This window comes from Pedobacter sp. 22163 (assembly GCF_052045595.1).
Lineage (GTDB): Bacteria > Bacteroidota > Bacteroidia > Sphingobacteriales > Sphingobacteriaceae > Pedobacter.
Genome location: NZ_JBQEPM010000003.1, coordinates 346,292 through 370,946 on the forward strand (window position 1 = coordinate 346,292; position 24,655 = coordinate 370,946).

Here is a 24,655-nt window from a genome sequence, read left to right on the forward strand (position 1 = left end):
ATTATTTTTTGTCTTGTTTAACAAAGTTTCCGGTTAAATTATAGGTGATGCCAATTAGGACGTATCTCGGAATAAAGCTATTGGTGTATTCACTGATGTTATTGCCTCCAACGTAACGGTTATAACCAATTTTTTCGGCCAGAATATCAGAAATGGATACTTTAAGCTCTAATTCTTGCGATTTAAGCATCTTTTTTGATAAATAGGCATTCCACAAGGCAATATTTACCGGTGTGCTAAAAGAAGAATTTGCCGGTTGATATGACAAGGATATCGATGTATTAAATTCCGTATTGTATGGAAGTTCTATGTTTCCGGAAATATCATGATTGTGGCTAAAGTTTTTACCATTATTTATCGAACCGATTGACGAGCGGCTGTTCGAAAAAGTAACCGATGGATTATACTGGATTTGAACTTTATCGCCATAATAGCTAAAACGAGGACGTATATTAATGCTATTGTTCACATTTTCATTGAGCTTATTGTTTAAGATTGATACGGAGTTCGAATGGTTGAAACTGGCATTTAATCCTGTATTAAAACCGATTTTGCTAAAACTTTTATTAAAACTCGCACCTGCGTAAAAATTATTATTACCATTTAGATTGATATAACTGCTGACGGTTTTATTCACATCATCTACTGTTCTTGAACTTACAACGGCATTTTTGGTAAAGCTATAGCCACCATACACATACGCGTACATCTGCGATTTTTGCTGATAGGTGTTAAAATTAAAGCCAAAATTATTGTTGAAAGATGGTTTTAAATTCGGATTGCCTTTTATTTCGTAAAGCGGATTGTTAATTTGTATGATAGGTTGCAACTGATCTAAACTCGGCTGTCGGGTATTGCCATTGTAGTTTAATGATACACTGGTGTTTTTACCAAGTTTATAGTTAAAGTTGCTCTGTGGGGCCCAGTTTAAATAGCTTCGGTTAAATTTATTGTCTCGGTCCAGATCATTCAGCTCGAATGTCGTTTCGGTAGCCTCTGCACCACCAGATAGCGTGAACTTCTTTGATCTGTATTGCAGCACAATTTTACCAATGTTCGAAAAATTATTGAAATCGAAATTATTGCTCAGCGAATCGATTCGTTTATTGTTTAATGATTTATCGAATACCAGTTTATGGCTATTTGATGTTACCGTTTTAAAACTGTAGGCTGTTTGTAATGAAAATTGCTTGCCCAAAGGTTCGGTATACGATATTCTGGCACCAAGAGAGCTTTCACTGCCCGAATTATCGTTCAGAAAGTTTTGGTTAACAGTTCTGTTGATTGTTCCATTCCCATCATAGTAATTGGTTATGCTTAAACTGGTTCCCAAACTGGTGCTGCTTTTAGTTTCAGGTTGTATGTCGATAGAGAGTGTTCTTCCTCTTTTTACAAACTTTTTAGCATAATTAATATTCCCGTTAAACAAGTCGTTGTCGCCATTGCTATCATTAGACTGATCACTATTATTTACAAATATCCCAGTGTCATTTTTAGTTTCGTTCTTGCTGATATACTGACTGCTGTTTTTGCGTTTGCTACCTGCAAAGGATATTTTTAAGGTAGAAAGCGAATCTAATTTAATATCGACACTGCCTTTTAAACTCTGTCCGGTATTTCTGGTTTCGCTGTTTGAGCTGCCTTCGCTAAAGAAATTCGTTCCGTTGGGCAGTAATGATTGGTTTTTTGATGTTGTTCTGTCCAGTATATTTCTGTCACTGCCTTTATAATTGAGTTTTAAACCAACTTTATTTTCGTTCCATTTGTTAGAAAAATGTGCACCATATCCCGTTACGTCTGGCAGGCCGCTTGATGGTGAAAAATCATCTTCATCTCGGTTGCCGCCATAACTGATCATGACCGTACTGCCGTCGTCGCCAACCTCAATCACATCATAATCATTACCTTTTAACTTGCTCATGGCAGCACTTGCTTTCGAATCTTGGTTGGTATTGGAGTTAGAGCCAAAAACCGCGGCCTTTAATTTGTTTTTATAAATGCCTGCCATGCCACCTATATTTTTATAATGCTTAAGATCGCTGTTGGCATCCAAGGTGCTGAGATACCCATTTTTGGCGTTTTCCTTGAGTTTGATGTTCATGACCTTTTCCTTGGCATCACCTTCTTTTATACCAGATAATTCTTCCTCTTTGGTTTTTTTGTCATAAACCTGAACTTCACTCACTGCATTGGCTTTCAGGTATTTCTGGGCCAAAAGTGGATCGTCGCCAAAAAATTCCTCTCCGTCAACCAAAAGTGTATTTACATCTTTTTCGCCAGCTTTTATTGCGCCATCTTTATCAACCTCAATTCCAGGTAAGCGCCTTAATAAATCCTGTAGATTGGCATGTGGTTTTACCGCAAAACTATCTGCCTGGTAGGTTATGGTATCGCCCTTCATACTAATGGCCTGCTTTTGGGCTTTAATTACCACTTCGTTTAAAAGCGTGGCTTTGCTGTCCATCGCGATATTACCCAGGTTAAATTTTGATGAATCAGACAATTGGATGTCTCTTATATAATCGGCCATCCTCGGAAAAGTGACCACCAGGGTATAATTGCCTTTTTTTAAATTCGAAAACTCGAATTCACCATTAACCTTGGTCCGTGCATCTTTAACTAAAATGGAATCTTTACTTCTTATTAACAGGATAGAGCTGTTCTGTAATTTTGTTTTTTCAACGGTATCAACAACAACGCCCTTTATACTTGCATTTTGAGCCAGAGCAGGAAGACATAACAATAAAAAAATAAGAACCGAGAGGAGTTGTTTGAGCATGTATGTTGTAGAAGAAGCGTTAATAAAATAGTGCGTTTGGTTAAGTGCCTGAAAATACAACTATTTATTTAGTTATTGTAAATAAAACTAAATATTTTTTTTAAAAAAAATAACCACTTGATCTCCGGAGAATAATATCCTTAAAAAAGAAGAGATTGGGGGAGAAGTACAAGTTATGCGTTTAATGATAGCATTTTAGATTGATACGTTTCACCATCAGTGGTGACATTTATTTTGTAGTCGCTAATATCAGTTTTTTGATCAGTACAATCTGCCCAAAATGGTAGTAACTATGTTCAATCGCACCTTCTATATTACGCAGATAAGTGCCATACTTTTCATTTACAAATACCTGATCTAATTTTTCATCCGGCATTTTCGCTACTTCATCAGCGAAAACTGCCGAATTTGCCAAAAAATCTTCCATCAGTTTTTTCCAATCTTCTTCTGATTGTATTGGCGGTAGGTCGAAACTATATTGATCTTTAATTTCCAAAGGGGCGCCTTTAAATACCTTTAAAATGCCAATCAGGTAATAATTGATGTGATAGGTTAAAGCTGCAATCGTATTTAAATCTGCTACCTGATGTATAGCCTGTTGCCAGGTAATGTTCAACAATTGCTCCTTATAGTTGGTATTGGCAATCCAATACCCATTTAGAAAAACTTCCCTTAATCGGTTTGCAATTAATTCAGATCTGTTCATTTCTAAATTCCTGGTATTGATTTATATCTGCTAGCAACAGTTATAATAGATCTTCACTTTCTGTTCTTTTTCACTCCAGGCAATATAAATGTTGTTCTCTTTTCCTAAGCGATACTTAAAGCCATTTAATCCCGATTTTTTTAATTCTTCGTAAAGGGCTTTGTCGGGGGTATAATTATCGGCTTTATCTTCAGGCATTACTGCAGGTTCAAGAAAATTATCATCGCTAAAAAAATCATCTGCAATGGTTTTCAAGAAAATAATCTGGTCTTTTTCTTTTGAAAGATCAACATTTGGATCGGTACTGCCCAATAATTCAGTTCCTTTTATTTTGGTATTGTAAATTTCTTTTCCGTCAGCATTTTTGATTGTAAAATTCAATACCATTTCTTCAGGTTTCCGGCCAGTAAGCTCGATCTTAAAAGTGTCCAAGCGTTTTAAATCGGAAAAAGATTTCGCGAGGCGCTGGTTAACATTTTTAAACTCAATGGCATTGGTTTCCTTTTTGCTGTTCGAATTACAGGCAACGAGCGCTAATAGACAGATAGCAACGAAGAGCGGTATATTTCTCATATTCAAAACTACAAATTTTATGTTTTAGTTCATGTCCATATTTTATGATATCACCTAAATTTAAAAGGAATAGCCAATAGATAACCACAATTGAAAGTCGAAATAACCACTTGGGAGCCTATTCTTCAAATTATTTTGAATATGATAATAATCTCCATAACCTAAGCCTGTTAAGCCTTCTAAAAGAAAATGTTTTCCCGGAATAAAGGATACGCCGAATGTTCCGCCGTAACGCAAAGAACCCGCACTAAAATCCCTGTTGCGGCCCCAGCTAAAAATACCGGTTTCATCAACTGAGCGATGCGAGACAACAGTTTTGTCGAGGTTTCCGAAATAAACTCCATAAAAAGCATTGGCTTCTCTTTTCTTGATCGGGCGGATGTATTTCTTTGCGCGAAGCAAGAAGCCTTCGTAATGGAGATAATCGCGGTAGCCCAGATTTTTAATTTCGCCAGAGGTGTAAGCGAGCTCCAAACCATAAAGGTTTAAATAAGTCTTTTCTATGGCTATTGCAGGCCTTTTTGCTATTAAATTCAAAATGTTTGTCTTTATCATTAAGCCAGACTCATTTTGTGCAAAACCGGAATAGGCACATGAAATAAATATAAATAGGAGCGTTTTCTTTTTCATATAAGGTCGAAAATACTAAAATATTAAGCCTCGACAATTAACTGTTGTAAACCAAAATTTAGTTCCTATATTTGTGTAACTGATTACGTAATTAATTATTGTTATGAATTTTTTCGAACAGACTGGTAAAGTAGCTATAGGTAGCAGGTTGAGAATGTTAACCGATAAGGTGACCGAAGATGCAGCGCAGATTTATAAGTTGTATAATATTGACATGCAACCTAAGTGGTTTCCTGTGTTTTATGCTTTGGCACAAGACAAAGAAAAAACAATTACAGAACTGGCCAAAGATATTGGCCATTCTCATCCATCGGTGAGTAAAATCATTAGCGAAATGCTAAAAAAAGGCTATGTTAAAGAGGGAAAAGATAAAACCGATGGACGGAGGAATGTGGTGAGCCTTTCTCTGGCAGGGATAGAGATCTCTAAAAAAATTGAAGATCAGCTGATTGATGTAAATGCTGCCATTGAAGAGATTTCGGCCCAGTCACAAAATAAACTTTGGGAAGCAATAGGCGAGTGGGAGTTTTTATTGGAACAAAAAACCTTATTGAGAAGGGTAGTGGAAAAGAAAAAGGAAAGAGATAGCTTAAAGATTGAGATTGTAGATTACCAGCCCAAATACCAGGAAATATTCAGGTCGCTAAATGTAGAGTGGATTTCACAGTATTTTACCATGGAAGAAACTGATTATAAAGCTTTGGATAATCCGCAGGGCTATATTTTAGATAAAGGAGGTTTTATATTGGTTGCACGCTACGAAGGCGAACCCTTGGGTGTTTGTGCACTAGTAAAAATGAATGATGGCGAATATGATTTTGAACTGGCCAAAATGGCGGTATCGCCAAAAGCACAAGGAAAAAATGTGGGCTTTCTATTGGCAAATGCCATTATTGATAAGGCAAAATCGTTAGGTGCATCTAAAATTTATTTGGAGAGCAATACCATTTTAAAACCAGCCATAAACCTTTACCATAAACTAGGTTTCCAAAAAGTGGCAGGTAAGCCCACACCGTACACGCGATGTAACATTCAGATGGAACTGGTGATTAGGTAGGTTAGGAAGAGTTTAGTGTTTAGGGGGGCGCGCTAACCTCTAAACTTATAACCAATGTTTAATGGAATTTAGTCTAGTTTCAAAGCCTTAAGTAATTTATTCAGTTTTAATAAGTCTTCAGGTGTATCTATTGCAACTGTTTCTAAGTCGGTTACTTTTGTTTGGATATAAAATCCATTTTCGATCCAGCGAAGTTGTTCTAAGCTTTCGGCAATTTCTAAAGAAGATGGTGGTAATTTGGTAATGGCTTTTAGCGATTCCGTACGGTAACCGTAAATTCCGATGTGTTTGTAAAACTGGTGTTTTTCTGCCCATACTCCCGGTTCGCCATTTCTGATAAAAGGAATTGGGCTACGGCTAAAATACATGGCGCGACCGTTTACATCGATCACCACTTTAGGACTATTGGGATTGTATACACTTTCCTGACTCTGAATCGATTTGATTAATGTTGCCAGCTGCACTTTTTCTTCACTAAAGCAGCTTGCCAATAATTCAATCTGTGCAGGTTCAATAAAGGGTTCATCACCCTGGATGTTGATCACAATATCGTATCCAGGTAAAGCTTCAATCACTTCAGCGCATCTATCGGTTCCGCTTTGGTGATTAGTCGAGGTAAAGATAAATTCGCCTCCAAAGCGATTTACCTCATCGGCAATTCGTACATCATCAGTAGCAATTACTACTTTCGATAAGCTTTCGGCTTTCGATGCTTGTTCGTAAACCCTTTGGATCATGGTTTTTCCGGCAATATCTACCAAAGGCTTTCCCGGAAAACGGGTAGAGGCATATCGTGCAGGAATAATTCCGATAATTTTTGGATTTCCTAAAGAAGGGTTTAAATTTCTATCACTCATATATTATTTCTATAGAACTGATAAAAAACAAATATGAAAATCAATGCGATGATAATATAAGATATCGGATGTGCAAAATTGAATGTCCAACCGAGCAATTTTACGCGCTTCGGAACAATTAATCTCGAATCTTTTTTATTGAAATAAAAAGTACCCCATTTCCAGTTCTCCGGATTATCATGCTCGAAATCTTTTTCCATATTTATCACATTAAATATTTAAGCCATTTATTACGAAAAACTCCCCTTAGGGTTGGGGTTAAAATAAACCATTTATTTCAGCCTCAATAGATTGGATTACCGTACCTAGATCTTCGGGGTTGTTGGTGAAATCTAATTTATCTTTATCTAAAATCAATAATTTACCCAGATTATAACCTTTAATCCAGGCTTCGTATTTTTCGTTCAGTTTAGACAGGTAATCGATACGGATGCCTGCTTCGTACTCACGGCCACGACGCTGGATATTATTAACCAATGTAGGTACCGATGCACGCAGGTAAACCAATAAATCGGGTGGTTTAATAAAAGAGGTTATGTTATCAAAAATAGCCCTGTAATTATCATGATCTCGGGTGGTCATTAAAGCCATATCATGCAGGTTTTCTGCAAAAATATGTGCATCCTCGTAAATGGTCCTATCCTGGATCACGTTGCGTTTATTTACTTCAATGTCGGTAATTTGCTGAAAACGACTATTTAGGAAATAAATCTGAAGATTAAAGCTCCAACGTTTCATGTCGCTGTAAAAATCTTCCAGATAAGGGTTATTGTCCACAGCCTCGTATAAAGCTTCCCATCCATAATTTTTGGCTAATAAACCTGTTAAGGTAGTTTTACCGGCACCTATATTTCCTACAATTGCTATGTGCATTTTCTTTAGATTGGAGATTAGAGATGTGAGATGTGAGATTCGGGATATGCGACTGAGAATTAATCTCAAATCTAATATCTCAAATCTAGTTTCTCATATCTCAAATCTATTAAAATTATTAAAAACTTTTAAACCCGATTAAACTGCGAACCTCTCTGATGGTTTTTTGCGCGCTTTCGCGGGCCTTTAATGCACCATGTTTAGCCACTTGCCTTAAATATGAATCATTTTTGGCAATATCCAAAATACGCTCACGCATCGGTGCAGTAGTAATAATCATATCTTCTGCCAGTTGTTTTTTGAAATCGCCATAACGGATCTGCATTTTGCTATACAAATCTTCAAAATGTGCAAGTGTATCTGCACTCGAAACCACTTTCATTAAATCAAAAAGATTCTGGATAGGTTCAGGTTTTGGTTGGTTTTCTTCCGTTGGGCCACCATCACTAACTGCTCTCATTACTTTTTTACGAATGGTTTCAGGGTCATCAGATAGGTAAACTGCATTGGCTTCGCCTTCTGATTTACCCATTTTACCTTTACCATCTAAACCAGGTACTTTAACCAGTTTGTCTGAGTAGCTAAAAGCGTAAGGTTCAGGGAAATATTCTGTATTGTATAACCTGTTGAAACGGTTCCCGAAAGTACGCGCCATTTCCAAATGTTGCTCCTGATCTTTTCCAACAGGCACTTTAGTCGCTTTGTGGATTAAAATATCGGCGGCCATTAATACCGGATAGGTTAATAAACCTGCATTTACGTTATCTGGGTTGGCACGCACTTTATCTTTAAAAGATGTGCTGCGCTCCAATTCACCCATGTAAGCGTTCATATTTAAGTATAGATAAAGCTCTGCAATTTCCGGAACATCACTTTGTATATAAATAGTACTATTTTCTGGATCAATTCCACTAGCCAGATATTCTACCAAAACATGTTTAATATTTCCATGTAAATCGGCTGGAGTAGGGTGTGTAGTTAAGGAGTGTAAATCGGCGATAAAAAAGTAGCAATTGTAGTCGTTCTGCATTTGAACGAAGTTTTTAACTGCACCATAATAATTACCCAAATGTAATTTTCCTGTTGAGCGGATACCGCTCACCACTGTTTCTTTCATAATGGCACGAAATTAAAAATAAAATACAAGCAAATCATAAATCGCTTCAATTTTAATGGTAAGATTTTTTTTGAATACTGGTAGAACCTATAATTTATATGTATAGTCGTCATCTCACTATTTTTTTCGTCATCTCGACCGGAGTGCAACGTAGCGGAGAGATCTTTTCCTAGCGCTGGTGCCGCAACAACCACAGTGAGCAATATAACCATAATTTGAAAATGAAAGCTGCTATTTCATCGGAGACTGTAGTCCTTCTTTCCGTTGCAAGTCCTCGCTGCGCTCCGGGCTTTACACTTCAATAAGGTTTATTAACAGTGGTTTTTGCAAGGACGGAACTACGTAGAAGTACCTTTTCGATCTTTATCTCTAAATATTTTTTTCGTCATCTCCGGAGTGTAACGTACCGGAGAGATCTTTTGACCGGGTTTCGCCAGTGATTGGTATAATACAACCGCAATCTTACCCCAATGCAATCAGTTGTTTGAAATATCAAACTATTTTATATTTTTGGTTATCTATGATTTATCTTCTAAGACAAGTACACCGGATATGGTTTCTATTCTGGATACTGTTTTTTTTCGCTCTGTTCTATCCAATATATTACATTACCTCACGTAATGAGAAGTATTACAGTACGCTCAATTTTTTCAGAAAAGCCAACAGTTTTTTGTGCAGTTTGTTCTCAGGTGTTTTTTTTCATTATCAATATGAAGAAAAGCTAAATCCCAAACAAACTTACATCTATTGTGCAAACCACACCTCCAACCTGGATATCATGATTTTTTGCATCATGGGACATGGTAAATTCCACTTTATGGGAAAGGACGAATTGTTGAATAATCCCGTATTGGGCATTTTTTTTAAAACCATCGATATTTCTGTAAACCGCGACAGTAAGATTTCTGCTTTTAGAGCATTTAAAAAAGCCGGTGAAAATCTAGAAAAAGGAATGAGCCTGATTATTTTTCCTGAGGGTAAAATAGACGACCATTACCCACCAAAGTTGGGTGAGTTTAAAAATGGTCCGTTCCGCCTGGCTATCGATAAAAATATACCGCTGGTACCTGTGAGCATTACCAATGTTTGGAAAATTAATTGGGATGATGGCGCAAAGTATGGAAGTAAGCCAGGAATTTGCGATATTTACGTCCACAAACCCATAAATACATCAACTTTGGCAGATGTTGATTCTGATGTACTGAAAGAAAAGGTTTACAGATTGATTGATAGTAAGTTAGAATAAATATGAATTTAGACGCAAAAACCATCCATAAAATAGCCGATCTGGCCAGAATTCATATTGATGAAAAACAGGTGGATACACTGATCCCAGAAATGAACAAAATTTTGTCATTCATGGAAAAGTTAAATGAATTAGATACTTCAAACGTGAAACCATTGGTTTATATGAACGAATCAGTTAATGTTTGGAGAGAAGATGTAGTTAAGCAGGAAATAGCTACAGCTGATGGTTTGAAAAATGCAGCAAAACATACCGGCCAATTTTTCATGGTACCAAAAATTATTGAGAAATAATGGTGTAATCGCTATGCTGGATTAAATTCAGCATCATTAAGATTAACATTTATGCAGTAATTTTTAACCCTCTTGTAACATCTTACCCTTTACGCTTGTCTAAAAAAGAAAAAACATGGAGAAACCACTCATCACTATAAAAGAAATTGGCCGTAAATATGTTATTGGATCTGAAGTGATTCACGCTTTAAAATCAGTTTCTTTAGATATTAATAAAGGCGAATTCGTAGCATTGATGGGCCCATCTGGTTCTGGTAAATCAACCTTGATGAACATTTTAGGCTGTTTAGATACACCTTCAAGCGGAACCTATGTTTTAAATGGAACCAACGTGAGTCACATGAGTGATGATGCCCTGGCAGAAGTACGCAACCAGGAAATCGGTTTCGTTTTTCAAACCTTCAACTTATTGCCACGTTCAACATCTTTAGATAATGTTGCCTTACCTTTAATTTATGCCGGAACAAGTAAAAAGGATAGGGATGCAAGAGCAGCTAAGGCACTAGAAAATGTAGGCTTGGGCAATCGTATGGATCACAAGCCAAATGAACTATCGGGTGGTCAACGTCAACGTGTTGCTGTAGCCAGAGCTTTGATCAATAATCCATCTATTATTTTGGCCGATGAGCCAACAGGTAACTTAGATACCAAAACATCAATTGAAATAATGGGCTTGCTGGAAGAAATTCACAGTAAAGGGAACACTATAATTCTGGTTACACACGAGGAAGATATTGCACAGCATGCGCACCGCATCGTACGTATGCGTGATGGTTTGATCGAAAACGATTATTTAAATACAGATATAAAAAATGTATCTCCACGTTTGCAAGCTTTGAAAGATACTGGCAGCGATTGGGAGAAAATCAATTGAGGTTGATGGCATAAGGTGTAGGGCATAAGGCTTTGAAAGCCCTAAACCTTAAACCTTTCACCTTAAACCATTCCAATATGAAAATCTACACTAAAACTGGCGATAAGGGCCAAACATCACTCATTGGTGGTGCCCGTGTGCCTAAATATCATTTACGTATCGAAACCTACGGAACTGTTGACGAGTTAAATTCATACATAGGTTTGATTATGTGCCAGGATATTGATGCGCACGATCAGAAGTTGTTAAAAGAAATTCAGGATAGGTTATTTACTGTTGGCTCATCGCTTGCAGCAGATCCTGAAAAATCTAAAATGAAGATCCCCGATCTGCACGATACTGATATTACCTTGTTGGAAAATGAGATGGATCTGATGAACGAAAAGCTGCCTGCTTTAAAACATTTTGTTTTACCTGGCGGAAATACTGTCGTTTCTTACTGCCATATTGCTAGATGTGTTTGTAGAAGGGCAGAACGGCTAACCGTTGAACTTGCAGAAAATAGCTTTGTAGATGAGCGTGTAACAGTTTATTTGAATCGTTTAAGCGATTATTTATTCGTTTTGGCACGAAAACTGACCGTGTATTTTAAGACGGAAGAAAACATTTGGATTCCGCGGGTTTAATAGTGGAAAAATAAGTTTGTTTTGCTCAAAAATTTTAATATACTTTGCGCAATAATAAGAACAAGAATTTAATTGAATTGACGATATGTATTGGACATTAGAATTAGCATCGCACTTGGAAGACGCACCATGGCCTGCAACTAAAGACGAATTAATTGATTATGGTATCCGCTCGGGAGCCCCAGTAGAAGTAATTGAAAACTTACAGGCATTAGAAGATGATGGCGAACCTTATGAAACCATTGAGGAAATTTGGCCAGATTATCCAACTAAAGAAGATTTCTTCTTTAACGAGGACGAATACTAAACATTAGAAACTATAAAAACCTTCCAGCTAAACTGGGAGGTTTTTTTATGCTTTCATTTCCAATATTATTCATTATGCCGATAAAATAATTACATTTTTTAAACAAAAGTGAAAAGCCGAATGTTAATACATCAATAATTATAACATTGCTAAAAAATTAACACTATGGGAAATTTATTGTATTTAGTCGCAGTAGTATTGGTAATACTATGGGTAATAGGATTTGTGTTTCACGGCTTCGGAGACGTTGGCGGTATAATCCACGTTTTATTGGTAATCGCAGTTATTGCAATTCTGCTTAAAGTAATTGGCCGGGCAGCGTAAAATATATCGCACCGATATTCATTGATTTAGAAGTAGGGAACACTTTGAAATAGATGGATTAAAAAAGGAGTTTCATTTTTGAAACTCCTTTTTATTTTTTTAACAACAACTCGGCAAGCTCCAGATCGATTGGATAAGTGATTTTAATATTTCCTCTTTCTCCTTCGATGATACTAATCTCATAACCGATAGATTCTACCACACTTGCGTCATCTGTAAATTGAGCATTAAACTCTTGGTTGTAAGCTTCTTTAAGAATACTAAGGCTGAAAGTTTGTGGCGTTTGTACTAAATAAATCTCATCGCGTTTTAATGCCGTAGTTTTATCGTCTCTAAGCATACGTACGCTGTCGCTTGATTGTACGGCTGCAATAACGTTTCCTTGCAGCTCAGCTTCGTTAAAACAGTTGTCGATAAGGGATTTGGAAACCAGTGGACGAACGGCATCGTGAATGGCAACATAACTTTCTTCTTCGATAGCATGGATTGCATTTTTTACAGAGTGAAAACGCTCTGTGCCGCCATCGATAACCTGGTGTGGTACATGGAAATTAAATTCCTCACATAGCCGGGTCCAGTATGCTTGTTGATCTTTGTTTAGAACCAATAAAATTTTAGGCTGAGTATCACTTTGTGCAAAAGCTTTTATAGTATGCATCAAAACCGGGAGGTTTTTGAGCAGTAGAAATTGTTTTGGGGTTTCCGTTTGCATCCGATTGCCAGAACCGCCTGCTACAATTATAGCGTAGTATTTCATAGTTGAGCGTTTAGGGCGTGGCGTTTAGCGCTAAACCGCCAAACGCCAACCGCAAAACTTATATAATTAGCATGGCATCGCCATAACTGTAAAATTTATATTTTTCTTTTACTGCAACTTCGTAAGCATTCATTACGTTTTCATATCCGCCAAATGCACTTACCATCATCAATAAAGTAGATTCTGGTGTGTGGAAATTGGTAATCATTGAGTTTGCAATACTGAAATCGTAAGGAGGGAAGATAAACTTACTGGTCCAATCGTTAGCCGATTTTAATGTTCTGTTAGCAGAAACAGCCGATTCAATAGCACGCATTGAAGTAGTACCCACCGCACAGATTTTTCTTTTTTCCTCTAAAGCTTTGTTTACGATGTTCGCATCTTTTTGCTCGATGATAAACTGCTCAGAATCCATTTTGTGTTTGGTTAAGTCTTCAACCTCAACAGTTCTGAAAGTTCCTAAACCAACATGTAAAGTTACTTCTGCAAATTCTATGCCTTTAAGTTCAAGGCGCTTCATCAACTCACGACTGAAGTGTAAGCCTGCAGTTGGAGCAGCTACGGCACCTTCGTGCTTAGCAAAAATGGTTTGATAACGTTCTTTATCTTCAGCAGTAGCTTTACGTTTAATATATTTAGGAAGTGGAGTTTCACCTAAAATTTCAACGTTTTTTCTAAATTCTTCGTCAGTACCTTCAAATAGGAAACGGATGGTACGGCCACGTGATGTGGTGTTATCTACAACCTCAGCAACCAATAAATCGTCGTCGCCAAAATATAATTTATTACCTACGCGGATTTTACGTGCCGGATCTACCAAAACATCCCATAAACGTAATTCCTTGTTTAATTCACGTAGCAAGAAAACCTCGATGGTTGCACCGGTTTTCTCTTTATTACCATATAAACGGGCAGGGAAAACCTTAGTGTTATTTAATATCATTACGTCTTTGTCATCGAAATAACCTAAAACGTCTTTAAAAATTTTATGTTCAATTTTACCGCTGTCTTTGTGTAAAACCATTAGGCGAGCTTCGTCGCGTTGTTCTGCCGGATTGTTGGCTACTAATGATTCTGGTAAGTTGAATTTGAATTGTGATAATTTCATTCTTGATGAATTTTTTGAGGTGCAAAAATACGAATTTAATTTTTCTTTTTCGTATTTTATCAAACGCAATTTATGTATATTATGTTTTAATCATTTTAAATCAAATAATACAGGGCGATTAATGCATTGTAGACATAAAATTAATTAGTTTTGAAGATAAGCTGTAACCTTTTGAAAAGCTTTGCATCTAACCTTTAATTATGATAATCTTTAGGCTAATAGGCGAGAGTTTCCGTTTTGCATTTGATGCGCTGCGCCAGAATAAATTACGCACCATGTTATCGCTTTTGGCTATAACAATCGGTATTTTTACCATTATTGCTGTATTCTCTGCAGTGGATACCTTTCGCGGTAAATTGCAGGCAAGTGTAGATAAACTGGGTTCCAATACTATTTATATTCAAAAATGGCCTTGGAGCTTTGGCGATAATTACCCTTGGTGGAAATATATGAACCGCCCTCAGCCGTCATTGCGCGATTTTGAAGCCCTCCGCGAAAGAATTGAAAATGCACAAGGTGTTACATTTGAAATATCGACTAACGACAGGACAATCAAATACAGGAGTAACTCAATAGAAGGGATTTCGGTATGGGCGGCATCGCACGATTTTAATAAAACCTGGAATTTCGAGCTTCAGGACGGCCGGTATTTTACCGAAAATGAGAGTAAAAACGGCTCACCGGTTTGTATTTTAGGTTCTGATATTGCTGATGGACTTTTTGATGGCGATGCGCCAGTGGGTAAACAGGTTCAGATTTTAGGAAGAAGATTAACTGTTGTTGGTGTTTTCAAAAAAGAAGGAGAAGATATGTTAGGTACTTCTCTTGATAAAAACGTAAATATTCCGATTGCTTTTGCAAAAGGTGTTTTAGACATCCAAAGCGAGCGTTACGGTCCACAAATTACTGTTCGCGGTAAAGATAATGTGAGCTTAGAAGAGGTAGAAAGCGAATTGAAAGGCTTAATGCGCTCCATCCACAGGATCAGACCTGGCCAGGAAGAAGATTTTGCACTAAATAAAACCACCATTATTTCTAACCAGTTAGATTCGATGTTTAAAATGGTAAATATTGCTGGTTGGGTAATTGGTGGGTTTTCGATCCTGGTTGGTGGTTTCAGTATTGCAAATATCATGTTCGTATCGGTTAAGGAACGTACCAATATTATCGGCATCCAAAAATCGTTGGGTGCAAAAAACTATTTTATCCTGCTTCAATTCATATTCGAATCGATTTCGCTTTGTATTTTAGGTGGTTTGCTGGGTTTATTACTGGTCTTTCTGCTCGCTTTGGGCATTGGTGCGGCCACAGATTTTCATATTATATTAGGCTTGAACAATATTGCCCTAGGTATTGGCATATCAATAATCATCGGCACTATCTCTGGTTTTTGGCCAGCATATTCAGCATCAAGATTGGATCCGGTAGAGGCGATAAGGAGTTAGTTTCAGTTGGCAGTTTTTAGTTCGCAATTTGCAGTTATCTGCACTTACCGTAGTGAATAAACCTTATTGCAGTGGAAAGCCCAGAGCGCAGCGAGGACTTGTAACGGAAAGAAGGACTGGATTCTCCGATGAAATGCTTGCTTTCATTTCCAAATCATAAAATACCCCAATATGATTGGTGTGATATGAACTAAATAATAATATTTCTGGCGATAAAATCGCCTTTATCTTTAATCTTCGTTACAAATGAAGATGATAGTAAAATCTCAACAGATAAGACCCTGAAATGAATTCAGGGTGACGATCATTGAAGATGAAAAAAAATAAAAACCCCTCGCTAAATTTATTAACGAGGGGTTTTTATGATGGTGTTGCTAACTGCAAACGGTTGACTGAAAGCTGACTAGGCTAGCTTACCTAAAGCTTCTTTAATTCTTCTTAATGCTTCAACCAAACTCTCGTCTGATGCTGCATAAGATAAACGGATGTAGTTGTTGTTACCAAACGAATCGCCACCAACTGTTGCTACGTGACCAACGTTTAATAAATATAAAGCCAGGTCTGAAGAATCTTTAATTACATTTCCGTCAGCATCTTTTTTACCAAAGAAAGAACTAATTTCCGGGAAAAAGTAGAAAGCACCATCAGGAAGATTTGTTTTTACACCTGGGATTTCGTTTAATAAATTATAAACCAATTCTCTGCGACGCAAAAATGCTTCTTTCATTTCTAAAACACTGGCTAAACCTTGCTCGTAAGCAACAATTCCTGCTCTTTGCGCAATAGAACAGGTTCCAGAAGTAGTTTGTCCCTGTAATTTATCATTAGCAGCTGCAATTTCTTTATTAGCGGCAATATAACCTAATCTCCAGCCCGTCATAGCAAAAGCCTTAGAGAAACCGTTAACAATGATTACACGGTCTTTAATGCTATCGAATTGAGCAATAGACTCATGTTTGTCAACAAAGTTGATGTGCTCATAAATCTCATCAGATAAGATGTAGATATTAGGATGTTTTTCGAAAACGGCAACCAATGCTGCTAATTCTTCTTTGCTGTAAACCGAACCAGTTGGGTTACATGGCGAAGAAAACATAAATAATTTCGATTTTGGCGTAATGGCTGCTTCTAATTGCGCAGGCGTAATTTTAAAATTACTTTCAATGTCGGTATCGATAAAAACAGATTTTCCTTCTGCAAGGGTTACCATTTCTGAGTAAGAAACCCAATAAGGAGTTGGGATGATTACCTCGTCATCCGGATCAATCAAAGTTAAAATAACATTCGATAAAGATTGTTTTGCACCTGTTGAAACAACGATCTGAGAAATATCATAATCGAGATTGTTTTCTGTTTTTAGTTTATTTACGATCGCCTGGCGTAGGTCTGGATAGCCTGGTACCGGCGAATAACGTGTATAATTTTCGTCTAATGCCTTTTTAGCAGCATTTTTTACGTGATCGGGTGTATTGAAATCGGGTTCACCAACACTTAAACTAATGATGTTAATGCCCTTAGACGCTAATTCGCGGCCAAGTTTGGTCATTTTAAGGGTTGCGGATTCAGATAGACTGTTGATTCTTTTGGATAAGGTGCTCATGGTTAATTACTTTGAGCGCAAATATATAAACCAAATATTATTCTGCACTAAAAAAGACATAGTTTTTCTCATTTAATTTATTCGATAAGCGTATTTTTGAAAAAAATATCCTTGTGTCGGTAAAAAAGAAAGCAATAATAATTTCTCTGGTGGTGAGTGTGGTACTGATGTTGGCCAAGTTTGTTGCGTATTTTATTACGGGATCAAATGCCATCTTAACAGATGCAGCAGAGAGCATTGTAAATGTAATAGCAGGGAGTTTTGCTTTTTATAGCATTTACCTCAGCACACAACCCCGCGACGAAAATCATCCTTATGGACATGGAAAAGTTGAGTTTTTCTCTGCATTTGTTGAAGGAATATTGATTCTGATTGCGGGAGTGGTTATCATTTTCAAATCTTCGTACAATCTTATCTACCCTCATTTGGTAGGGGAACTATTAACCGGAACGCTGATTATTGGTATTACGGGCTTAATTAATCTGATTGTTGGGCTATACCTCATAAATGTAGGTAAAGATGAGCATTCGGTTACATTGCAGGCGGATGGCAAACATTTATTAACTGATACCTATACCAGTGTAGCGATTGTTGTTGGCTTAATATTAATTCAGCTAACAAATATTATTTGGCTGGATAGCTTGCTTTCTTTTTTGGTAGGCTTTTACATTGTTTATTCTGGTTATAAACTTACCCGCGGTTCGGTAGGTGGATTAATGGATGAAAGTGATTTTACACTTGTTGAAGAAGTAGTAGATGTTTTACAGAAGAACAGGCACAACCCGTGGATTGATGTGCACAACCTGCGTACCCAGCAATATGGCCCTGAATTTCATATCGATTGCCACGTAACATTGCCTTATTATTTTGACTTAAATAAAGTTCACCGGGAAATCTCGCAGATTGATGAACTGATCAATAAAAACGGCTTCCGCAAAGCAGAACTCTTTATTCATGCAGATCCATGCTTGCCTGAGTGTTGCCATTATTGCCACATGAGTGAATGTCCGGTGAGGGCAGAGGCCTTTAAAAAGGAAATTGTATGGACACCAGAAATAGTAATCAAAAATAAAAAGCATTTCGAAAATGAGCTACTTTAATGTAAGGGTTTATGGATTGTTAATTAACCAGAATAATGAAGTTTTGGTAAGTGATGAAGAGGAATATGGCTTTCGTTTCAGTAAGTTTCCTGGCGGAGGTTTAGAACTTGGCGAAGGATTGATCGATGGATTAAAACGTGAGTTTATGGAAGAATGTGATACTGAAATTGAAGTATTGTCTCATTTTTATACAACAGATTTTTTTGAAAAATCGTCATTTAACGATAGCCAGGTAATTAGTGTATATTATATCGTTAAAGAAAAAGCGCCTTTGCAGTTGGCCTTTAAAGATGTTATTTACGATTTCGATGGAGAAGGTGAAATTCTTCAGGCTTTCAGGTGGGTAAAAATTGAAGATTTAAATATTGAGGATATTACCTTTAAAACAGATAAAACCGTAGGCCAGCTTTTAAAAAATCAATATTCAGTTAAATTATAATCATGATGCCCGATTCGTCCAAACTCCATACTCCAGATTCCAAACTCAATTTAACTGAACGCGATCAAAAGGTAATCTGGCATCCCTATACCCAAATGAAGAATGCACTTCCTCATATCCCAATTGTTAGAGGAGAAGGGGTATATGTTTTTGATGAGGATGGTAAAAGGTATATTGATGCGGTTTCATCCTGGTGGGTAAATATTCATGGTCATTCGCACCCTTATATTGCACAAAAAGTAGCCGAACAGCTCAATGTGCTTGAACACGTGATTTTTGCAGGTTTTACGCACGAGCCTGCTGTACTACTTGCAGAAAGGCTTTTGCCTATATTACCTGGCAAACAAGATAAAGTTTTTTATACCGATAACGGGTCAACAGCAGTGGAGGTAGCCTTAAAAATGTGCCTGCAGTATTGGGACAATAAGGGTACACCAAAAACAAAGATTTTAGCCTTTAAAAACGCCTATCATGGCGATACTTTTGGCGCCATGTCTGTTAGTGGCCGCAGTATTTTTACAGATGCTTTTAACAGTCTATTATTCGATGTCGAGTTTATCGATCTGCCAAACGAAAATAACATCTCACATCTCATATCTCATATCTCGAATCTTAAGGATACCGCTTGTTTTATCTTCGAACCACTCATTCTAGGATCTGGTGGCATGTTGATGTACGAAGCTAAATATTTGGATCAACTTTTATCTGCCTGTAAAGACGCAGCAATTTTAACCATTGCTGATGAAGTGATGACGGGTTTTGGTAGAACTGGAACTTACTTCGCTTGCGAGAAGTTAACTAATAAGCCTGATATTATTTGTTTAAGCAAAGGTTTAACTGGCGGAACAATGCCATTAGGCGTAACCACTTGTACGAATGAGATTTTTGAAGCATTCTTAAGCGACGATAAATTAAAAACACTTTACCACGGACACTCTTTTACAGCGAATCCGATTGCCTGTGTAGCTTCCTTAGCGAGTTTGGATATTCTGTTAAAAAGTGAAACACTTCAGAATATTAAGCGGGTAGAGGCCAAACATGCTGTTTTTCTTGAAGAAATTAAAACGCATCCTAAAGTTAAAGCCATTAGGCAAACCGGAACAATTATTGCAATTGAGTGGGAGACTGGCAATGAAACCTCTTATTTAAGTAATCTTCGTAATTTATTGTATGCGTACTTTTTAGACAAGGGAATTATATTGAGGCCATTGGGCAATATTATCTATATCCTCCCACCATATGTAACCAGCGATGAAGATCTTGATTATATTTATGCAGCCATAAAATCGGCTTTAGAAGAAGTATAGGTGTTTTAGGTCGTATCAAGATGCTACGACCAGTATTAGAAAGGTCGTCATTCTCGCGCAGGCGGGAATCTTAATGCAACTTATAAATCAAGCTAAAGCATAATCTGTGGTGTAAGATGTTACCATCTTGCACTTCATCAAATTTTTAGATATATCCTAAGTCAGGTGGTAACAACTGACTTCACTATAAATTATCTGGAAACAGGTGAAATTACACTTCTGTTTCCAGATAATTTTTAAGCGCATCATTAACGAAATAAGTCCAGCCACCATTGAAACTTGTTTTGGCAAAGTCAGGGCCGTTCTCAGCAAAGCTTTCTATACCACTATGTGTTAATTTCAGCCTGGTTTGATCACCTTGCTCAAATAACTCCCAACTTACCACCGAATTGCCCGGATAACCGTCATATCGCCAAGTGTAGGCTAGTTTCTTGCCCTCAACAATTTCTGTTATTTCGCAGAGATGTAAATATTGAGGCCCATCGTCTGGTCCACCTGAAAATTCAAACTTAAAGCCTACTTTAGGTTTAAAGTTTTCCAATTGAAAATACCATTGTTTAATTTCATTGTTATCGGTTAAAGCTTTCCAAACTTTTTCGATAGGGGCGTTATACACCCTTTCTACAATAACTGGTTCGTTTTCCATCTTTATTTTGATTTAGTGTCTTTTGATAAGTGTGTTTCTAAAGCATCTAATTTGCTTGTCCAAAAAGTACGGTATTGTTCTACCCATTTTGATACTTCTGCTAGTTTTTGAAATTGTATGTTACAGTACCGGTCACGGCCTTGTTGGGTAACTTCTACTAAACCGCATTCTGTTAAAACTTTAATGTGCTGTGAAATAGCAGGCCGACTCATGTCGAAATTTTCGGCAATTGCATTTAGATTTAAGGTGTTATGGGCAATCAGATTAATGATTTCTCTTCGGGTAGGATCAGCAATGGCTTGAAATACATCTCTTCTCATAAAATTAATTGCGTAAGTAATTGCTTACAAATATAAGTGTAAGTAATCGCTTACGCAAATATTAATTTATTTTCTAAATGATAAAATTAACCCAGCGGCATTTTACTCATATCCATATAGAGAATACTCCATCTCTGGCCATCCAGATCAACAAAACCACAGCCATACATCCAGCCATCTTTGTAGCCTGGCTCGCCGTAAAGTGTACCACCGGCAGCTACCACTTTTTCCGCCAGATCATCTACTTCTTCCGGACTTTCTGCATCGAAAGAGAATAATACTTCGCCTCCATTACGTTTATTGGCAATATTGGTTCCTGCAAAACCTTCGTACAAAGCTTCTTCAAAAAGCATAATTGCTAAATTGCTTTCTCCTACCAAAAAACACGCCGAATCTTCACGGGCGCCATATTGGAGGTTAAGCGTGAAACCGAGCTGCGTGAAGAATGCTTTAGACTTGTTAATGTCTTTTACCGGAAGGTTTATCCAAAGTGATTTTATCATAACGTTTTATATTTGATGTAAGTAAAGATAGGTAAGCAGCTACAGAGTTACCCTTGCTAAAAAAGAAAATTAACAGGGCTGTTTGAGACAATTTAGGCTATTGTAATTAACTTATATTTTCTTCTATTTCTTATGTGGTTAAAGTATTGCGGCAATGTTGCGCCTTATAAATCATAATGCTTTTATTAACCTATGTTTTTATAATCTCATAGGCTTAACTGGTTAGTAAAGTTATTGTGCTCATTCTTGCCATATAAGGCATTTAAGGACACCTCAGCTCATAATGTTAGGAATAATACACTTAACATTTATATTTTTCGGAAAGTTTTTTAGGTGCCACATTGCAATAAGAAAGTGTAAGTGCATCGATAAGCATTTCGTCTGTTAATGCTGTTAAGTAAAAAATTGTCCAGCCTTGTTTGCCCCAGGCCCCTGTAGCCGGCCATATGTTGATCCGATCAAAATCACAGAAAACAGACTGATCAATTGCTGATAGTTTAAATGTTGCCTGCCTTTTCTGAATATTTAGCGTAGCAAAGATCTTTTTATTTACCCGGAAGGAAGTTTTTTCGAAATGCGGTAATTCAATAACTTCATCAAAAGATAGGCAGTGAGCTATAAAAGTTGATGAATCCATGGTGTATTGTTAAAAGTTACAATTTATACAATTTCTGTGGATGTTGTTCCGCGTAATTCAGAATTAAATTTAAGATATAACTGTTGGACTGATAGATAGAAAGATCATTTTTGATTGGCGCCAGACCATCAGCAAGATAATTCTTATCGGTAAAGTAGCCCATTCCATAAAATTTTCCGTTTTCAACAACCAGACAGCTAAATTCTTCTTCTTTTCTGCCTTCATCAACCAATGCAAAACTTGGTTGTTGGTTTTGAATGTCGCTTAATGCCGCATTTAATTTTTTATTATAAACGCTAACAGTCTCTATTCCACTGCATGCACCAAAACACTGCCCATTTTCGTGTGCATAACATTTAGTAGCCGTTTTTTGCAGGTAACAGAGCTTTGCACAAAGCTGGTACTTATCAACCAGTTGGTTTAAGAAATTATAACCTTCCAATAAACTGTTAAAACTCTGGAAGGCGTTATTGTTTTTTTTATGTTTATCTATTGCTAAGCGCAAATAGCCGTTTTGATCTTCGAAAACGTATAAATCATATTTATGCTCATAACGCTTCATTGCCCGGTTATTTTCAGGCCAGAGGCGTTTTATTTCATTGGCTTCTAAAATGAGCGCCATTAATTCGGTACCACAGATTACATGATCTACATGATGAATAGTGCGTAAAAAATCCTGGCGTTGCCGGTTAGGTGTATTACCTGTAAAATGGCTGGTTACGCGTTTCTTAAGGTCTTTTGCTTTTCCAACATAAATAATCTTGCCTTTACTATCTTTAAAATAATATACACCAGGCTGATGGGGTAACCTCATGATAGAAGCTTTATCTAAGTGCGGCGGTAAAACCTGCTCTTTCGATGTTTTCTTCAGCATTTCTGCTATTATGCCTTCCTGATCGTATTCTAGCAATAAATTGAATAGGATACTGGTTGCATCTGCATCTCCCGCTGCCCGGTGTCGGTTTTGAATAGGGATCTGCAAGGCTGTACAAAGTTTTCCTAAACTATATGAAGATTTACCAGGAATTAGTTTTCTGCTCAATCTTACCGTACACAGCTTTTTGCATTGTAAATCATATCCTGCAGCTGCCAAATGATGCTTTAAAAAGGAATAATCGAAGTTTACGTTGTGTGCCACAAAAATCTTATCGTTTAATAACTGATAAATCTGTAAAGCAACATCATCAAAAGTTGGCGCATCCAATAACATGTTATCATCAATACCTGTGAGCGCCGTAATGTAAACAGGTATAGGTTGCTTCGGATTAATTAGGGTAGTGTAAGATTCAACTATTTCATTGCCATCATGGATGTTAATGGCAACTTCGGTAATGCCATTTGCTGAGGCATGACCGCCAGTGGTTTCGATATCTACAACTGCGTATAACATTAAATTAATTTGAAATACAAATCTATGCTAAAATAATTAGTATAAAAATAATTTTGATTATTTCTTTAGCATGAAAAAAGCGGTTATGTACTTAACGTAACCGCCCTGGTGTTTTGTATGTAAATATTTAAATGTAAATATTTAAAGTTTACTTAAGAGCTTACTTAAATTTGGTTTAATGCCTATAGAAATTGGTACGGTGTTAAAAGCCCTGTTCTGGATTTTACTAAAGCCATACATGTAACTGGCCTCGACAAATAAATTGGCACCTCCGATATTATATTCAATACCAGCCCCACCTTCGGCAATACCCAAACCATTTGATTTATTATCTTGGGTAACCTGCAAGGTTGTAGTATTCACGCTAGCTTGAGGCGTAAGAATAAAACCGCCACCGGCACCTGCGAAACCATAAAAAGCCCATTTGTTCACAATTTTGCGGTAGCCTAAAGCAACATTTAGCAAGTAGGTGGTTGCCCTGCCTTTTTGTAAGGTATAGGTATATCCCGCATCTGGCGTTATCTGGTTAAAAGTAAAAGCATGTAAACTTGCTTTAGGGTATAAGAACAAACCACCGTTGCCCAAACCCAAATTTAAACCTAGCGATGTTGAAAATTTCGGCTTAAAATAATCCGAGGTTTCGCCCATTGGAAATGCAAAGCCAATTCCACTCATGGAATAGAGTTTATCTGGTCTGCTTTGTGCTTTTACTTTGATTGAAACTGTTGCACATAACAAGAGAAGAGATAATAGTAATTTTAATTTCATATCTGATTTTTTTAATTTTCGGTTAAAGCACTTACTTTTTGGAGCAAATCTGACATATTAAAGGGTTTTTCTAAATAATCGTCGGGATGGTATTTTTGTGATGTAATATAATTTTCATCGTACCTGGCCGATGCCATAATAATGGGGATACGCGCTGTTTCAGGATTTAACCTTAACTCTTTAAACACAGCACGCCCATCCATTCCATTTAACATAATGTCTAGAATAATCAGATCGGGACTAAAATCTCTTATTGTTTTAAAAATATGCCTTGGCGATAGTAGCGGATAAACTTTATAATGTTCGGTTTCTAATACATCCTGGAAAACTTCTAATACATCTGGATCATCATCCACAACCAACACTCTTTTCA

General features: G+C 37.0%; 29 protein-coding genes. 11 read left to right on the top strand and 18 right to left on the bottom strand.

Annotated features, from left to right (window positions below; translation table 11 throughout):
• Position 1 precedes the first annotated feature (1 nt).
• From ACTJKN_RS09780 to ACTJKN_RS09795, 4 genes are all read right to left on the bottom strand, one after another.
• On the bottom strand, positions 2-2,779 hold the full coding sequence (locus ACTJKN_RS09780) for an outer membrane beta-barrel protein (RefSeq protein WP_440824506.1): 2,778 nt from the start codon (positions 2,777-2,779) through the stop codon (positions 2-4).
• A gap of 229 nt (positions 2,780-3,008) precedes the next feature.
• Entirely contained in the window at positions 3,009-3,485 is a 477-nt protein-coding gene (locus ACTJKN_RS09785; protein WP_440824508.1) for a DUF1572 domain-containing protein, read from the bottom strand.
• Positions 3,486-3,515: 30 nt separating this feature from the next.
• Complete coding sequence (locus tag ACTJKN_RS09790) at positions 3,516-4,058, bottom strand: hypothetical protein (RefSeq protein WP_215127606.1); 543 nt, start codon at positions 4,056-4,058, stop codon at positions 3,516-3,518.
• A gap of 60 nt (positions 4,059-4,118) precedes the next feature.
• Positions 4,119-4,613, bottom strand: a complete 495-nt coding sequence (locus ACTJKN_RS09795) for a hypothetical protein (RefSeq protein ID WP_440824510.1) — start codon at positions 4,611-4,613, stop codon at positions 4,119-4,121.
• Between the two features lie 178 nt (positions 4,614-4,791).
• On the opposite strand from ACTJKN_RS09795, the gene ACTJKN_RS09800 reads away from it, so the two are divergent.
• Positions 4,792-5,745 carry a bifunctional helix-turn-helix transcriptional regulator/GNAT family N-acetyltransferase gene (locus tag ACTJKN_RS09800; RefSeq protein WP_440824511.1) on the top strand — a complete coding sequence of 318 codons (954 nt, stop codon included), beginning with the start codon at positions 4,792-4,794 and terminating at the stop codon, positions 5,743-5,745.
• Between the two features lie 68 nt (positions 5,746-5,813).
• Here ACTJKN_RS09800 and kdsB read toward each other — a convergent pair whose 3' ends face one another.
• The 4 genes from kdsB to trpS all read right to left on the bottom strand — a co-directional run bounded on the left by kdsB (position 5,814) and on the right by trpS (position 8,592).
• The gene (gene kdsB / locus ACTJKN_RS09805; RefSeq protein ID WP_440824512.1) at positions 5,814-6,602 is read right to left on the bottom strand and encodes a 3-deoxy-manno-octulosonate cytidylyltransferase; all 789 of its coding nucleotides are present in this window, start codon (positions 6,600-6,602) and stop codon (positions 5,814-5,816) included.
• Positions 6,599-6,802 carry a DUF5808 domain-containing protein gene (locus ACTJKN_RS09810; protein ID WP_086545937.1) on the bottom strand — a complete coding sequence of 68 codons (204 nt, stop codon included), beginning with the start codon at positions 6,800-6,802 and terminating at the stop codon, positions 6,599-6,601. The genes kdsB and ACTJKN_RS09810 overlap by 4 nt, the downstream gene beginning before the upstream one ends.
• A 58-nt stretch (positions 6,803-6,860) precedes the next feature.
• On the bottom strand, positions 6,861-7,475 hold the full coding sequence (locus ACTJKN_RS09815) for a deoxynucleoside kinase (RefSeq protein ID WP_025144984.1): 615 nt from the start codon (positions 7,473-7,475) through the stop codon (positions 6,861-6,863).
• Positions 7,476-7,593: 118 nt separating this feature from the next.
• On the bottom strand, positions 7,594-8,592 hold the full coding sequence (trpS, locus tag ACTJKN_RS09820; RefSeq protein ID WP_131031177.1) for a tryptophan--tRNA ligase: 999 nt from the start codon (positions 8,590-8,592) through the stop codon (positions 7,594-7,596).
• A 520-nt stretch (positions 8,593-9,112) separates the two neighbouring features.
• Here trpS and ACTJKN_RS09825 point away from each other — a divergent pair.
• The 6 genes from ACTJKN_RS09825 (at position 9,113) to ACTJKN_RS09850 (ending at position 12,262) form a co-directional block, all read left to right on the top strand.
• On the top strand, positions 9,113-9,838 hold the full coding sequence (locus tag ACTJKN_RS09825; RefSeq protein ID WP_440824515.1) for a lysophospholipid acyltransferase family protein: 726 nt from the start codon (positions 9,113-9,115) through the stop codon (positions 9,836-9,838).
• A gap of 2 nt (positions 9,839-9,840) precedes the next feature.
• Complete coding sequence (gene gatC / locus ACTJKN_RS09830) at positions 9,841-10,131, top strand: Asp-tRNA(Asn)/Glu-tRNA(Gln) amidotransferase subunit GatC (RefSeq protein ID WP_440824517.1); 291 nt, start codon at positions 9,841-9,843, stop codon at positions 10,129-10,131.
• 115 nt (positions 10,132-10,246) lie between these two features.
• On the top strand, positions 10,247-11,005 hold the full coding sequence (locus ACTJKN_RS09835) for an ABC transporter ATP-binding protein (protein WP_057934548.1): 759 nt from the start codon (positions 10,247-10,249) through the stop codon (positions 11,003-11,005).
• Between the two features lie 77 nt (positions 11,006-11,082).
• Positions 11,083-11,631 (top strand): cob(I)yrinic acid a,c-diamide adenosyltransferase, encoded by a 549-nt coding sequence (locus ACTJKN_RS09840; RefSeq protein WP_440824520.1) that lies wholly within the window; start codon positions 11,083-11,085, stop codon positions 11,629-11,631.
• Between the two features lie 85 nt (positions 11,632-11,716).
• Entirely contained in the window at positions 11,717-11,938 is a 222-nt protein-coding gene (locus ACTJKN_RS09845; protein WP_010603503.1) for a DUF2795 domain-containing protein, read from the top strand.
• Between the two features lie 165 nt (positions 11,939-12,103).
• On the top strand, positions 12,104-12,262 hold the full coding sequence (locus ACTJKN_RS09850) for a lmo0937 family membrane protein (RefSeq protein ID WP_109924584.1): 159 nt from the start codon (positions 12,104-12,106) through the stop codon (positions 12,260-12,262).
• Positions 12,263-12,353: 91 nt separating this feature from the next.
• Here ACTJKN_RS09850 and ACTJKN_RS09855 read toward each other — a convergent pair whose 3' ends face one another.
• Positions 12,354-13,019 (bottom strand): 2-C-methyl-D-erythritol 4-phosphate cytidylyltransferase, encoded by a 666-nt coding sequence (locus tag ACTJKN_RS09855; protein ID WP_440824522.1) that lies wholly within the window; start codon positions 13,017-13,019, stop codon positions 12,354-12,356.
• Between the two features lie 58 nt (positions 13,020-13,077).
• Entirely contained in the window at positions 13,078-14,127 is a 1,050-nt protein-coding gene (queA, locus tag ACTJKN_RS09860; RefSeq protein WP_029278727.1) for a tRNA preQ1(34) S-adenosylmethionine ribosyltransferase-isomerase QueA, read from the bottom strand.
• A 200-nt stretch (positions 14,128-14,327) separates the two neighbouring features.
• On the opposite strand from queA, the gene ACTJKN_RS09865 reads away from it, so the two are divergent.
• Positions 14,328-15,572, top strand: a complete 1,245-nt coding sequence (locus ACTJKN_RS09865; RefSeq protein ID WP_440824525.1) for an ABC transporter permease — start codon at positions 14,328-14,330, stop codon at positions 15,570-15,572.
• A gap of 403 nt (positions 15,573-15,975) precedes the next feature.
• Here the strand turns inward: ACTJKN_RS09865 and ACTJKN_RS09870 are convergent, their stop codons facing one another.
• Positions 15,976-17,172, bottom strand: coding sequence for a pyridoxal phosphate-dependent aminotransferase (locus tag ACTJKN_RS09870; protein WP_199564369.1), 1,197 nt, complete (start codon positions 17,170-17,172; stop codon positions 15,976-15,978).
• A 113-nt stretch (positions 17,173-17,285) separates the two neighbouring features.
• Between ACTJKN_RS09870 and ACTJKN_RS09875 the strand changes: the two genes are divergently transcribed.
• Genes ACTJKN_RS09875 through bioA form a run of 3 tightly spaced genes read left to right on the top strand, consistent with a single transcriptional unit; the run spans position 17,286 to position 20,018 of the window.
• Positions 17,286-18,272, top strand: coding sequence for a cation diffusion facilitator family transporter (locus ACTJKN_RS09875; RefSeq protein ID WP_440824528.1), 987 nt, complete (start codon positions 17,286-17,288; stop codon positions 18,270-18,272).
• A complete protein-coding gene (locus tag ACTJKN_RS09880) occupies positions 18,259-18,711 on the top strand; it encodes an NUDIX domain-containing protein (RefSeq protein ID WP_440824530.1) in 453 nt (150 codons plus the stop codon). Before ACTJKN_RS09875 ends, ACTJKN_RS09880 begins: the two co-directional genes overlap by 14 nt.
• A gap of 2 nt (positions 18,712-18,713) precedes the next feature.
• On the top strand, positions 18,714-20,018 hold the full coding sequence (bioA, locus tag ACTJKN_RS09885; RefSeq protein WP_440824531.1) for an adenosylmethionine--8-amino-7-oxononanoate transaminase: 1,305 nt from the start codon (positions 18,714-18,716) through the stop codon (positions 20,016-20,018).
• Positions 20,019-20,229: 211 nt separating this feature from the next.
• Here bioA and ACTJKN_RS09890 read toward each other — a convergent pair whose 3' ends face one another.
• The 7 genes from ACTJKN_RS09890 to ACTJKN_RS09920 all read right to left on the bottom strand — a co-directional run bounded on the left by ACTJKN_RS09890 (position 20,230) and on the right by ACTJKN_RS09920 (position 24,647).
• Positions 20,230-20,664, bottom strand: a complete 435-nt coding sequence (locus tag ACTJKN_RS09890; RefSeq protein ID WP_440824533.1) for an SRPBCC family protein — start codon at positions 20,662-20,664, stop codon at positions 20,230-20,232.
• A 2-nt stretch (positions 20,665-20,666) separates the two neighbouring features.
• Entirely contained in the window at positions 20,667-20,984 is a 318-nt protein-coding gene (locus tag ACTJKN_RS09895) for an ArsR/SmtB family transcription factor (RefSeq protein WP_440824535.1), read from the bottom strand.
• A gap of 86 nt (positions 20,985-21,070) precedes the next feature.
• Positions 21,071-21,487 (bottom strand): VOC family protein, encoded by a 417-nt coding sequence (locus ACTJKN_RS09900; RefSeq protein ID WP_440824537.1) that lies wholly within the window; start codon positions 21,485-21,487, stop codon positions 21,071-21,073.
• Positions 21,488-21,788: 301 nt separating this feature from the next.
• Positions 21,789-22,124, bottom strand: a complete 336-nt coding sequence (locus ACTJKN_RS09905) for an MmcQ/YjbR family DNA-binding protein (RefSeq protein WP_440824539.1) — start codon at positions 22,122-22,124, stop codon at positions 21,789-21,791.
• A 16-nt stretch (positions 22,125-22,140) separates the two neighbouring features.
• The gene (locus ACTJKN_RS09910; protein WP_440824540.1) at positions 22,141-23,514 is read right to left on the bottom strand and encodes an exonuclease domain-containing protein; all 1,374 of its coding nucleotides are present in this window, start codon (positions 23,512-23,514) and stop codon (positions 22,141-22,143) included.
• A 141-nt stretch (positions 23,515-23,655) separates the two neighbouring features.
• Entirely contained in the window at positions 23,656-24,282 is a 627-nt protein-coding gene (locus ACTJKN_RS09915) for a hypothetical protein (RefSeq protein WP_440824542.1), read from the bottom strand.
• Between the two features lie 11 nt (positions 24,283-24,293).
• Positions 24,294-24,647, bottom strand: a complete 354-nt coding sequence (locus tag ACTJKN_RS09920) for a response regulator (RefSeq protein ID WP_440824962.1) — start codon at positions 24,645-24,647, stop codon at positions 24,294-24,296.
• Between the last annotated feature and the right edge of the window lie 8 nt (positions 24,648-24,655).